Annotated in this window: 8 protein-coding genes; all 8 read right to left on the bottom strand. The window is 58.4% G+C overall.

The window, feature by feature from the left end:
* Nucleotides 1–214: 214 nt before the first annotated feature.
* On the bottom strand, nucleotides 215–1519 hold the full coding sequence (locus DXB98_RS03565) for an MFS transporter (protein ID WP_117743168.1): 1305 nt from the start codon (nucleotides 1517–1519) through the stop codon (nucleotides 215–217).
* A gap of 3 nt (nucleotides 1520–1522) precedes the next feature.
* Entirely contained in the window at nucleotides 1523–2824 is a 1302-nt protein-coding gene (locus tag DXB98_RS03560; RefSeq protein ID WP_199407108.1) for a M20 family metallopeptidase, read from the bottom strand.
* A gap of 116 nt (nucleotides 2825–2940) precedes the next feature.
* On the bottom strand, nucleotides 2941–3924 hold the full coding sequence (locus DXB98_RS03555) for a DMT family transporter (RefSeq protein ID WP_117734685.1): 984 nt from the start codon (nucleotides 3922–3924) through the stop codon (nucleotides 2941–2943).
* Between the two features lie 339 nt (nucleotides 3925–4263).
* Nucleotides 4264–6453: a YhgE/Pip domain-containing protein gene (locus tag DXB98_RS03550; RefSeq protein WP_117743167.1), complete on the bottom strand. Its 2190-nt coding sequence runs from the start codon at nucleotides 6451–6453 to the stop codon at nucleotides 4264–4266.
* Complete coding sequence (locus tag DXB98_RS03545) at nucleotides 6454–9228, bottom strand: YhgE/Pip domain-containing protein (protein WP_233505076.1); 2775 nt, start codon at nucleotides 9226–9228, stop codon at nucleotides 6454–6456.
* 454 nt (nucleotides 9229–9682) lie between these two features.
* Complete coding sequence (gene htpG / locus DXB98_RS03540) at nucleotides 9683–11707, bottom strand: molecular chaperone HtpG (protein ID WP_117743165.1); 2025 nt, start codon at nucleotides 11705–11707, stop codon at nucleotides 9683–9685.
* 202 nt (nucleotides 11708–11909) lie between these two features.
* Entirely contained in the window at nucleotides 11910–12410 is a 501-nt protein-coding gene (locus tag DXB98_RS03535) for a GNAT family N-acetyltransferase (protein WP_117743164.1), read from the bottom strand.
* Nucleotides 12411–12450: 40 nt separating this feature from the next.
* Entirely contained in the window at nucleotides 12451–13101 is a 651-nt protein-coding gene (locus tag DXB98_RS03530; protein ID WP_022094060.1) for a tyrosine-protein phosphatase, read from the bottom strand.
* Nucleotides 13102–13118 lie beyond the last annotated feature (17 nt).

Here is a 13118-nt window from a genome sequence, read left to right as displayed (position 1 = left end):
GGTATGGGGACTCGTTCGGCCAGACGCGCCGCCGCTGTTTGTGATCCCTTTTCCTCCGTCCCCTTCGGATCACGTGATCCCTTGGGGACGGAGGAAAACGGATCATTTCGTAGGCCCGTAGCCGCCTTGGAAACCGAATGATGGTACGAGCATCCATTCGGCTTCCAAGGCGGCCACGGGCAGAACGGGGCGAACAGAAAAGAACGACGGGCGCCTACTCCCCCGCCACGCTTGCGCGCAGCTTGGCGGCGATAGGCTCCGAGGCCAGCAGGAATACGAGCATGACCACAGAACACACCAGGCACACGATCCAGGTGCTCGCAAAGGAGCCCGTGGCATCGAACAGCACGCCCGAGACGATAGCGCCTACGGTGCCACCGACCATCTCGAGCGAGGTAATGGTGCCCGTGACCTTGCCGAGGTCGGCCATGCCAAACTGCTTGGACGCGGCGATGGTAGGCGTGATGGTGCCCATGCACGTTCCGATACCAAAGCTCACCGCGGCGACAATAGGACCGAGGTCCGTCGTCGGGAAGCACAGCGCCACGCAGGCGATAATGCACGCAACAGAGCCAAGGATATTGCCAAAGCGCAGGCCAAAGCGGTCATAGATCGCGCCGAGCGAAATCTTGGCGATAACGACGGTAACCATATATGCCGAAAGCACAGTACCTGCCCACATGGGATCGTGGCCGCCCGTGACAATCTTGGCGCCGTTGACGGTAACGCTCGTCATGTTGGTGACCTGGTTGGGCAGGATGGCGCCGTTGACCAGGCCCATAAAGAGGAAGGCAACGACGAGCAGCCAAAATGCCGGGCTCTTCTTGATACGAGACCAGCCGACGCTAACCTCGGGAGCCGTGTGCTCGTCCTTGTCGCCAGCCGTCGAGACGGACGGATCGCCCGGGTTCTCGCCGAGCGGCTTAAGGCCGATCTCGGAAGGCTTGGTGCGGAAGGAATACGCCGTGATGGGCAGCGCCGCCACCATGCAGACGGCAGCGAGCACCAGGAACGCAGAGCGCCAGCCAACGCTCACGATAAGCGAGCTCACGATGGGAGACAGAATGGCTCCGCCAAAGCCCGAACCCGAAAGTGCGATGGAAATGGCAAGGCCACGTTTGGCGGTAAACCAGTTGGCGGTCACTAGGCTGATGAGCAGACGGGTCGAGGCGACGGCAAAGCAGCCCGAGACGGCAAAGAGCACGTAGACCTGCCACAGCTCACCGACAAAGCTCATACCCGCGAGCACCGCCGAGGTAGCGATAACGGTGAGCGAGCCCAATACGCGGCCACTCACCTTATCGGCAACATGGCCGATAACGAGCGAACCCACGACGCTCACCACGGTGGAGATAGCGTTGGAGACGTTGTACTGGGCAAGCGTAATCCCGAGGTCGCTGACGATGAGCGGCTGGAACAGGCTCATGCAGTTGACGAAAATTGTGTAGCACGTGGCCATGATCACAAAGCCGGAGGCCACCACGAGCCAGCCAGGGAAGAATTTACGTTGCTGAGACATGGATTACTCCTTGTGGTCCGCAATGTATCCGAGAGCGACGGCGGCATAAGCCGCGGCGCCGAGGGGAAGCTCGGCATCGTTAAAGCGCGCCTTGGGATGATGCTGGGCAAAATGCTCGTCCGTGTCGGTTACGGCCGCGCCCACCGTAAAGTACGCACTTGGGATCTCGCTCGAGATAAGCGCGAAGTCCTCACTCGCCATGGCATGGAACAGCGGCAAGAAGGCGGCCTTGGGCAGCACTGCGCCCACGTAACCAAGCGACGCCTGAGTCATATCGCTGTCGAGTACGAGCGGGGGAACATCCGAGAGTGTCTCGATAGTCGCCGGCGTACGATATGTTGCGGCAACGCCGTTGACGACCTCGGCGATGCGGGTCTTGAGGTGCTCCATGAGCTCAACGTCGAAGCCGCGCAGCGTGCCTTCCAGCACGCAGGTATCTGGGATGACGTTGGCAGCCTGACCGCCGGCGAACTTACCCACGGTAAGTGCGACCTCCTTGGCCGCCGGCACCTCGCGGGAGATAAGCTCCTGGAGCGCCAGGTGCACATGCACGCCCGCCGTGATGGGGTCGATGCAAATCTCGGGGCTCGAGCCGTGACCACCCTTGCCCTGGAGCGTGATGCGAAAACCGTATACACCCGAAAGTGCAGGGCTGCCATAGAGCACCAGGCCAAGCGGCGACTGGCTGTTAACGTGCATGGCAAAAGCCGCCTGAGGACGCGGGTTCTCGAGCAAGCCGTCGGCGATGGCAGCGCGGGCGCCCTCAAAGGTCTCCTCGCCCGGCTGGAACAGCAACTTAACCGTGGCGTTGGCATCAACAAGCTCTGCCTCGCGGGCCTTGAGCAGGCGCGCCGCACCAAGCAGCGCCGTCGCGTGCATATCGTGGCCACAAGCGTGCATGCAGCCGTTGGTGGAAGCGAAAGGCTCGCCCGATTCCTCGGCAACGGGCAGGGCATCCATGTCGCCGCGAAGCATGATAACCGTACCGGACTGCTCGTCCGTGCACGCACCATTGCCCTGAGCAGCCGCGGCCGCACCGGCACCGATCAGGCCAACAACACAGGAGCCGTCGACAAGCGTGGTATAGGGAATGTCCATCTCGTCCAGACGTGCCTGGATATAGGCAGACGTCTGCGGAAGATTGTTACCGAGCTCGGGCATCTGATGGAGATCGTGGCGCCATGCGGCAAGCTCACCGGCAAATGCCTGGGCTTCTTTGACCAGGCCATCGTCGATAACGGTCTGCGCCGCTGTGGTAGCCTGAGGCGCTGGTTGCGGTTGAAGATCGGACAGAGCTGGTGCCATAGATGCCCTCCAGTAACGTTTTTGCAGCACGCACTTTGACAGCATAAAGTGCAAGGCACAACTGTAAGGGCATGACACAAAAAATGCCGCCCTGGAAGGGCGGCGCAGCAAGTTGTTTACAATTGCGGGCGAGATTTTCGGCGCAAGAAATCGAAATGCGTCTCGCTCAAGATAATCGACAAAAAGATGAGCGCAAAGCCGGCAAGCAGGCGCGAGGTGAGCGCCTCCCCCATCAGCAGCACCGAGAACAGCACGCCCGAGGGGGACTCCATCGAAAGAAGCAGCGAGCCCGTCGAGGCGGGGACATGCGCCAGACCGACGTTTTGGACGAGCAGGGCCACGCACGTACAACCCACCGAGAGAAAGGCCACCACGCCGATAAAGCTCGGCGTCCACACGGACAGAGGCGCCTGAGTCTCGAATAGTAGTGACGTGATTAAGCTCAAAACGCCATTGCCCACAAACATCCAAAACGTGATGACGTTGATATCCATCTTGCGGCCATACTTGGCGGTCACCGCCATCTGGATAGCAAAGAAGACCGCGCCGCCCAACGTGATGACATCTCCGGCATTGAACTCGACGCTATCGAGTGCCACCAGGCCAATGCCCGCCAGGCACAGCAATGCGGCGCCCAAGTTGTAACGGGTAAGCTTTTCTCCGCCCAGGACATAGCTCGCAAACGGCACGAGGATGCAATAGGTACCCGTCAAAAATGCACTCTTGCCCGCCGTGGTCTGTGCCAGGCCAATCGTCTGCAAACCGTACGCGCCCCACATAAGTGCGCCCATACCAAGCCCGACGATAAGGTTGCGAGCATTAAAGTGCGCGATGATTCGTTTGTGGAAAATGGCAAACATAACCAGTGATGCCGGGAGAAAGCGAACGTAGACCAGCTCGAACACCGGAACGGTATCGAGCGCATCTTTCATGGTGGTAAAGGAATAGCCCCAGATGACCGCCACCGAAAACAGCAAGGCCTTCCAGAAGAACGGAGAACGCGCTCCGGCGCCACGGGAGGTGCCGCCGGCGCCCAGGTCCTCCCGTGCGACAGGGCTATCGGGCATGTTTTCGATTTCATCAACGGCATTCTGGGCCATAAGGCATCCTCGCGCTCAGTCTGGGCGTGGTGTCCGCACGCGCGTGACCGCGTGCCGCCTCATGGTCAAATAAAAACAGGGCGCACCGGACCCCCGGTACGCCCCGCTACTGTAGCAACAACCAGTGCCGCATCGCAATCCAGCCCACTAAAGCGTTTTGTTCCGCCGTTCTACCGAACGGCGGACCGGCCGACGCTGCGCGAGCCGCATTCACGCCAATCTGACGTTCAATTTCAAGGGCGCGACCAGAAGGTCAGCGCCCTTTCATTTCACGTCACCTTGGCGCAAATGCGGCTCGCTCGCTGGCATTAGCGCTGCATCGGCGTTAACGTTGCTGTACTAGATAAGCTTTGTTGATTCCAGCTTTTCGATGATCCAGTCGTTGGCTTTGATGACCGGGCGGCGGAAGACGACGCCCAGTGCCAGCGACGGAATCAGATAGCTCGCCAGAATGCCTAGCTCAATCCAGTACTCCATATGGTAGGCACCGGCCATGGCGGCATGCATGGCGTTGATGCCGTGAGTAAACGGCAGGAACGGATAGATCGCCTGGAACACGGGACCGGTCATCTCGATGGGGAATGTGCCGCCCGAACCACCGACCTGCATGACCAACAGCACGACGGCGAGAGCCTTACCGATATCTCCAAACGATACCGTAAGCGTGTAGACGATATTGGAGAACACGAGGCTCGCGACCCAGCCCGCCAGCACAAACTGCAGCGGGTTGTCGCACTGAATGCCAAAGAACAAGATGTCGCCGGCGCACACGAGCGTCGCCTGCAGCAAGGCCAAGCCGCCAAAGAACAGGTAGCGGCCCAAATAGATCTCGTGCAGGCGTACGGGGATGAGCTCGTTGATAAGCTCATCGTCAACCGAGACCTTCATCATGGCCGCCAGTACGATCGAGCCGACCCAGAGCGACAGAATCGTGTAGAACGGCGCCATGGCCGAACCGTAGTTGCGGATCGGATAGACCGGCTTGCGATCGAGCGCAACGGGGCCGGAAAGCGACGCGGCGAGGCCCTCGGGGTCGTTGCCGATCATCGTCTTGATCGTGGCTAGATCATCAGACATAAGGGCACCGTCGAGCTCGTCCTTAAACGCGCTGATCTTGTCCGACGCCTCGCCCAGCTGATCGGAAGCCTTGTTGACCAGCTTTGCAGCCTTGGAGAGGCCCTTTGACAGCGAACCGGAAGCAGCGGTCAGGCCGGCAACAGCGCTATCCAGATCGCCCGAGATACCGTTGAGCGAATCCAAAACGCCCGAAATAGTCTTCTTGAGTTCTTTGGCCTTGACCGAAAACGTAGAGTCGTAGTCAATCTTGGCGCCCGAGATACCAGCCTTGGCATCCGCGATTGCCTGATCGACCTCGGCACGCGACTTGTTAACCTCTGCCATACTGTCCGTGAGCGATGTCTCGATTTTATTCAGCTCCGTGGCATTGTTGCGGTACTCCGTCGCGGTTTTGTCAAGCTCAGCAGCCGCGTCCTCAAGCCCTGCCTTGAGCTTATCGTTACTCACCTGGCCAGCAAGACTACGGAGCTCATTCGCCGTGTCAGCAATCTCGTCGGCACGTGTATTGAGCGCCGCTTCGGCTTTGTAGAGCTGAGACACCGTAAGGTCGACATGTTGGTTCGCAGCATCGAATGCATTTGCGAGCTCGGTGGATACGTTATCGAACGAGTCCGCGCTCCCATCAATAGCGGCATCGATCGCATCGCTGGCGGACTTGAGCGCTTGCTCGGAATCGGCAATACCGCTCTCGGCATGCTGCATGAGCTGCTTCACCGACTCCTCGGTCGATCCGGACTGCTTGAGCATACCGCTCGCCGACGTCAGCGAATCGGACGTGGAGCTCAAAATGCCCGCAAGCGACGTTGCGCTGGCCTGAATGTCCTGCAGGTCCTGGACCGAATCGCCCAGCGTCGAGGACAGGTTGGCGATAAAGTTGCTCACCTGGTCGGTGCTCATGTAATCGAGCAGGCTGGACACCGTCTTAAGGCCGATGGTCGTGATGGTCTTGGTAAAGGTCTCATTGACTTGGCTCTGGACGGCGCTCGAGCCCTTCTCGGTCACAATCTGGGCAATGGCGTTGGCCTTCTGGTTCTCGTAAAACTCGATATCGGCATGCTTCACCTCGGTCGAGAAAAGCGTCATCATGTCGGCGCTAAACGTTTTAGGGATAACGACGGCAGCGTAGTACGCGCCCGACTTAACGCCCTCGATCGCCTTATCGCGGTCGTTGAGGACAACCCAGTCGAAGTTCTCGTTGCCGCGCAGGGTGGCGGTTACGTTTTCGCCCACGTTGACCTCGACGGGGATCAGATCGCTCTCGTAGCCCTCATCGGTATTGACCACGGCAATCTTAAGGTTGCCGGTATTGCCGTAGGGATCCCAGCTGCCGGCGATGTTAAACCACGCGTACAGGCACGGCACGATAATGAGGCCCATCACGACGACCATGCCGATCACGGAGCGAGACACGTTTTGGACATCGCGCTTAAACAGGTGCAGGATGTTTTTCATTTATGCCTCACCTCCTTTAGAGTGCTTGCCAAGCGGGGTGGTGTCCCCGTCGTTTCCGTTTACGTTGTCAACGCCGTCGGCATCTTGAGCCTTACGATGCGCACCGATATGCGGCAGACGGCTCGTGGGCTGTTCGCTGTCCTTGGTGCCCCGCTCGCTGGCGTTGAGACCAAACATGCGACGGGCGGCGGGGATGGCAGCCGTGTGCTCGCGCATCTCGCGGCGCAGGTCCTCGTCCGAAAGCGCCGAGATACGCATCTGGGTATTGAGGCTCGCGCGGATGTACTCGATGTTGATGAGCCAGCCACAGATGGCGATAACCGAAATGATCCAGATAACGAGCAGGATGATCTTGCCGTTATTGTCGATATCGAGCACCGTCGAAAGCACAAAGAGCAGGACCTGCACGCCTACCACGGCGGCAAAACCGCCCTTGATGTAGTACGGGTAGCGATGCTCAAACGCCACGGCATGATCGAGCAGCTCGCGACGGTACGAATCCGAATCGAGCATGACGCGCATGGCCGTGCGCAGCGAATAGCGCTGGCGCGGCAGGTCGTTGGACTCGCAGATCATGAGGCCCGTCGTGGAAAGCTGCTTATCAAAGAGCAGATTGAGGTTGAGCAGCAACGGGCGCAGCTGCAGACCGATAAAGAGCGCCACGATCAAGAACACGCCCAGAATGCACAGGTTAAACAGGTAGTTGAACGAATACATGCCGCCGACGGTCTCGCGCAGCAGATTGATGCCGTAGGTAAAGGGCAGCAGCGGGTGCAGCCACTGGAAGAAGCCGGGCATCATCTCGATGGGATACATGCCCGACGAGCCGGGGATCTGCACAATGACGAGGATGACGCCAATGGCTTTGCCGATATGCTTAAAGGTAGTGGACAGCGCATAAATGATGTTGACGTAGGTGAACGAGATAGCGATGCCGCCCAGCACAAAGAGCAGCGGGTTGACGCACTGAACGCCAATGACCAGATCGCCCACCGTAACGATGATGGCCTGGAACGCGCCCAGGATCACCAGGAGCAACCAGCGACCAAAGTAGCCCTGACGCGCGGTAAAGCTGCCGATGCCCTCGCGGTCAACCTCGAGCTTGTAGATGGCGATGAGCACATAGCCGCCCACCCACAGTGCCAGATTGGTGTAGAAAGGAGCAATGCCCGAGCCGAAGCTCTTGACCGGATAAATTGACTTTGAGGTCAGCTCGACCGGAGATGCCATAAAATCTGCGACGTCATTGACATCGACGCCCATCAGATCAGCCAGCTCGCCCATGGACTCGGAAGTCTGCAGGGCCGCGATGTCGTTGGCAGCGGTTGCGAGCCTGTCCTGGACCTTGGCAAGAGAGTCGTCGGTCTGGGACAGTGTGGTCTTGGCCTGTTTGAGCGTCGCATCGAGTTGGGCCAGCGTGCCACGCGCGCTCGCAATCGTGGGCGTAAGACCCGATACGATGCCGGTCAGGTCGCCCGAAACGGCGGCGAAGGAGTCCAGAGCGCTCGAAGCCTTCGGCAGCGCGTTCTGCCCCAGATCCGTCTGAGCCTGATTCATGTTGGTCGTACCGGTTTTGATCGCAATGTTGATAGCATTGCTGGCGACCGAAACAGCCGTAGCGTCATTCGCAATATATTTTGACTGAGCGGAGAGATTATTCTTGACGGCCTGAAGGCTCTCATTTTGCCCTCGAAGCATATCAATCGCAGACGCGATCAGCGCATTAACTTCTTCCGAGCCCGTCGGCGCGCTGTCGGCCAGCTTCTGCAGACTCTCGATAAGAGTCTTGTTATGGTCGATCGTCGCCTGAAGCGAATCGAGCGAGTTGACGATGCGGGTGGTTGTGGACGTCAAAGCACCCGTCATCTTTCCGACCGCGGCGTTCGCAGAAGCCGATGTCTTGCTCAACGCGGCGCTGCCCTCCGAGAGCGCCTTGGAAAGCGAGGTGATGGACTTGCCAGCCGTGGTGCGAGCTTCGCCCAGCAGATCATTACCCTGAGCGATTGCCTGCGTTAGCGAAGGCGCCTGTCCCTGCAGGCCCGCCAACGCAGCATCGGCCGAAGCAATCGAGCTGCTTGTCTTGTCGATGGCGGTGTTCATGTCGCCAATGGAATCGCGTACTTCGCCCAAGGTATCGGATGCTTCGGACACCGAACTTGCCAGCGAATCCTGGGTCTGGGTTGCCTTGTCCTTTAAATCGACTCCGGCATCCTTGGCGATACCGGCAACGGTCTCGCCCGCCGTGGAGACAAATTCCGAGTTGATCTGCTCCTCGATGGTGCTTGCGCCGGTGTCGGTAACCTTCGGCGCAATAGCGCTCTTCTTCTCATTGACGTAGTACGTAAGCTTGGGCTGATGGTAGTTGCCGTCGAGCATCGAAACCAGGTTATCCGAGAAGTTCTTGGGGATTACGATGGCCGCATAGTACTCACCGCTCTCAACGCCCTCTTTGGCATCGGCCGCCGAATCGACGAAGGTCCAGCCCAGCCGATCGTTCTCCTTGAGCTGATCGACGACCTTATCGCCCGCGTTGAGCTCGCCCACCAAGTCGTTTTGGGTGCCCTGATCGTTGTTGGCGATGGCAATCTTGATACCCTGGGTGTTTCCGTACGGATCCCAGTTGGCAACGATGTTGTACCAGGCATACAGCGAGGGAATAACGCACACGCCGAGGGTAACCACCAGGGCGACGGGGTTCACGATCAATCGCTTGATGTCGCGTTTAAAGATTGCAAAGGAAACCTTTGCATCGGATAGTTTGCTGCCGAGACTCACGCTTGGACCATCCATCCTGTCGTTGAATCGAATCGTACTATCGATAACCATTGTACGAAGGCGTTTTAACGTCTCGATGCACAATGGTATTGAGTTTTGCGGGTAGCAATATACTACGAAGATGAGTTAACGTACAGTTGTACAGTATCTTAAATTTCAGCAGGTCACAAAACCACAACCCGCACAAATTAGCAGCCCGAATAGTCATTGGGTAGTCATTGGAGACGTTCTTGAACGACTAGTCAAACAAAAACGTCCCCAACGACTACTTTGGACCATTACGGCGCCGCAGGTAGAGGACGGACAGCGAGCGGGCCGCATTTGAGGCAAGGTGACGTGAAACGAAAGGGCGCTGACCTTCTGGTCGCGCCCTTGAAGTTGAACGTCAGATTGTCCAAATGCGGCCCGCGCAGCGTCGAGCCGTTACGCCGTTCGGTAGAACGGCGTAACTAAGTTACATCAGGTCGCAGACAGCTGCGGCGAAGGCCACGGGGTCCTCGGGCAGAATGCCCTCGACCAGCAGGGCCTGATCGTAGAGCAGACCGGAGTACTGCTTGATCTTGTCGGCATCGCCTGCCTTCTGAGCAGCAACGAGCTTGGCAAAGACCGGGTGCTTGGCGTTGAGCTCGAGCACGCGCTGGCTCTTGGGCATGCCGTCGGGCGCGCCCTCGGGTCCCTTCTGGAGTACCTTCTCCATCTCGAGCGAAAGCGGGCCCTCGGTGGTGATGCACGCGGGGGCATCGGTCAGGCGCGCAGAAACGGCAACCTTCTCGACCTTGTCACCGAGCGCCTCCTTCATAGCGCTAAAGAGGTCCTCGTTTTCCTTGGTGGCGTCCTCGGCCTCCTTCTTCTCGTCCTCGGTCGCCAAGTCAAGATCGCCAGTCGCAACGTTCTTGAGCTCCAGGTGACGATCCTCGACCTCGGGCTCGGCACCGTCGGCAACGGCCTTCTCGGCAGCCTCGCGAGCAGCATCGTCCTCATAGATCTTGGGCATATCGCGCGCCACGTACTCACGCATGGCCTGGAACGTGAACTCGTCCACATCCTGCGTCAGCAGCAGCACGTCATAGCCGCGGTCGAGCACGCCCTTTACCACGGGCATCTTGGCCAAGCGCTCACGCGAGTCGCCGGCGGCGTAGTAGATGGCCTTCTGATCCTCGGGCATGCCCTTGGCATACTCGGCCAGGGTAATCATCTTCTGTTCCTTGGCAGACCAGAACAGCAACAGGTCGGCGAGCTCATCGGCCTTCATGCCATAGCTCGAGTAGATGCCGTACTTAAGACCGCGGCCAAAGTTTTCGAAGAACTTCTCGTAGGCCTCGCGGTCGTTGTCGCGCATATCCTCAAGGTCGGCGGTGATCTTCTTCTCGACACGCTTGGCGATGGCCTTGAGTTGACGGTTCTGCTGCAGTGTCTCACGCGAGATGTTAAGCGACACGTCGGCAGAATCCACAACGCCACGGACAAAGTTGTAGTAGTCGGGCAGCAGGTCGTCGCACTTCTCCATAATCAGCACGTTGGAGCTGTAGAGCGCCAGGCCCTTCTCGTAGTCCTTGCTGTACAGATCGAACGGGGCGCGGCCCGGCACAAACAGCAGGGCGTCGTACTCGAGCGTACCCTCGGCATGGAAGCTGATAGTGCGTGCCGGATCGTCAAAGTCGTGGAACGTGGACTTGTAGAACTCGTTGTAATCCTTCTGCTCAACGTCGGAGCTGCGCTTTTTCCAGATCGGCGTCATGGAGTTGACGGTCTCGAGCTCCTGGTAGTCCTCGTACTCGGGCTTATAATCGTCGCCAGCATCCTCGGGCTTGGGCTTCTGGCGGCTCTTGGACACCATCATCTGGATCGGGTAACGCACATAGTTGCTGTACTGCTGAATCAGGCTCTTGAGGCCCCACTCGGTCAGGAAGCGATCGTAGGTCTCGGCCTCGCCGTCGGCGTCGAGCTTCTCGTTCTCGCGCAGCGTCAGGACGACATCGGTACCGTGCTCGGCGCGCTCGCCGTCTTCGATGGTGTAACCCTCAAGACCATCAGACTCCCACACGTGAGCGGTGTCCTCGCCATAGGCGCGGCTGACCACCTTCACATGGCTGGCAACCATAAAGGCAGAGTAGAAGCCCACGCCAAACTGACCGATGATATCGACATCCGAACCCTGCTGCTCGGCGTTCTCGGTCTTAAACTCCTCGGAGCCGGAATGGGCGATGGTGCCCAGATTGCGCTCGAGCTCCTCGGCGGTCATGCCAATGCCGTTATCCGAGATGGTAATGGTGCGGGCATCTTTATCAAAGGAGACGCGAATAGCCAAGTCGCCCTGGTCGAGCTTGACGCTCGGATCCTGCAGGCTCTTAAAGTTGAGCTTGTCAACGGCGTCGCTCGCGTTAGAGATAAGCTCGCGCAGGAAGATTTCCTTATTGGTGTAGATGGAGTTGATCATGAGGTCGAGCAGTTTTTTGCTCTCGGTCTTAAATTGACGCATGTGCAGTCCTTTCGCGCTACCCCCGTCCGCAAAAACGGCCCGGTTGCCCGAGCCGCATCGCAGACCTGCTATGTTCAGACTTAGATTTTATAACCCATTAGCGCGCATATATACACACGGTATCGAAAAACTGTATGTCCGAGCGTTCCAATGCGCCAATTGCCAAGGAGTGTCCCCAACTGCCGACAGAAAAGGAACGTCCCTATCTGCCATCTACGCGCTTGGCCATCCAGACGTGGGGCTGGCCCTCGTCTTCGTAATCTACCGGGACAATTTGCGTGTAGCCCGCCTTTGCATAGAGCGGCAACACGTATTCCTGCGCATGCAGCTTAATAAGCTTAGCGCCGGCATCGCGTGCACACGAAGCACTGGCCTCGACGATCGCACTCGCCAGTCCGCGACGACGCATAGCCGGCAGCACGGCGACGCGCCCCATAATGTAGGTCTCCCCCGCCGAAACGCCTTCGTCCATGTCGCATGCCGGCAACACCGGGGCCTCTGCGTCAGCCACGCGCTCAAGCTCTTCGGGAAACACGCGCGAGCAACCGGCAAGCTCGCCGTCTACATAGAGCGTCACATGAATGCAGTTCTGATCCTCGTCGATAGCGTCGAACTCATTCTCGTAGCCCTGCTCGTCCATAAAAACGACGCGGCGCACCAACGCCGCGTCATCAAAGCATCCCGTCTTAAGTTGGATATCCATGGCTGCCCTTTTATTCAATGCGAACGTTAGGGACAGATAATTAGCGAAAATGAGCTCCGCGCACACTAAACTTCGCGCGAGCCTTCGCCAGGCAGTCGTAATGACCCACGTTATGGGCATCGCTCGCGATGAAGCTGTACAGGTTCTGATCGAACAGGCGCTGTGCCGGCTTTTTCTCGCGACCAAAGCGACCGCCGGCAATAAAGTCCGCCGAAGCCTGCAGCTTGCAGCCCATATCGACCAGACGCTCCGCCACGCTTACATCCTTTTGAACCGCACGATAGCGCTCAGGATGAGCGATGATCACCTGGTAGCCACGGCACTGCAAATCGTAAATCGTGTTCTCGTACTCTCTAAACGCATACGCATCGGCATGCGTCGAAAGTTCGAGCAGAAACTCGTTGGTCCCATCGAAATGCAAGTGCTCCGCGGCATCGATACCAAGCTCAACGAGCTTTCGATGGTTGACCTCGAAGCCCATCTGGAGCGGAAAACCGTCAGCGTTATCGCGCAGCAGCTCAAAGGCATCCCACATCTTGTCGTAATCAAAATAGGGATCACGGCAGTGAGGAGTGCAAACGATTCTGGTTACACCGGCCCGCTTGGCGGCCTCGAGCATCGCCAAGCTCTCATCGAGATCGGCGGCGCCGTCGTCTACACCCGGCAAGATATGGCAATGAATGTCACGCATAGATCAGCCCTAATTAA

Origin of the sequence: Collinsella sp. OM07-12, from assembly GCF_003438275.1 — a bacterium.
Classification (GTDB): domain Bacteria; phylum Actinomycetota; class Coriobacteriia; order Coriobacteriales; family Coriobacteriaceae; genus Collinsella.
The sequence above is the reverse complement of the archived record's forward strand: the minus strand, read 5'-3'. Positions and strand labels throughout refer to the sequence as shown.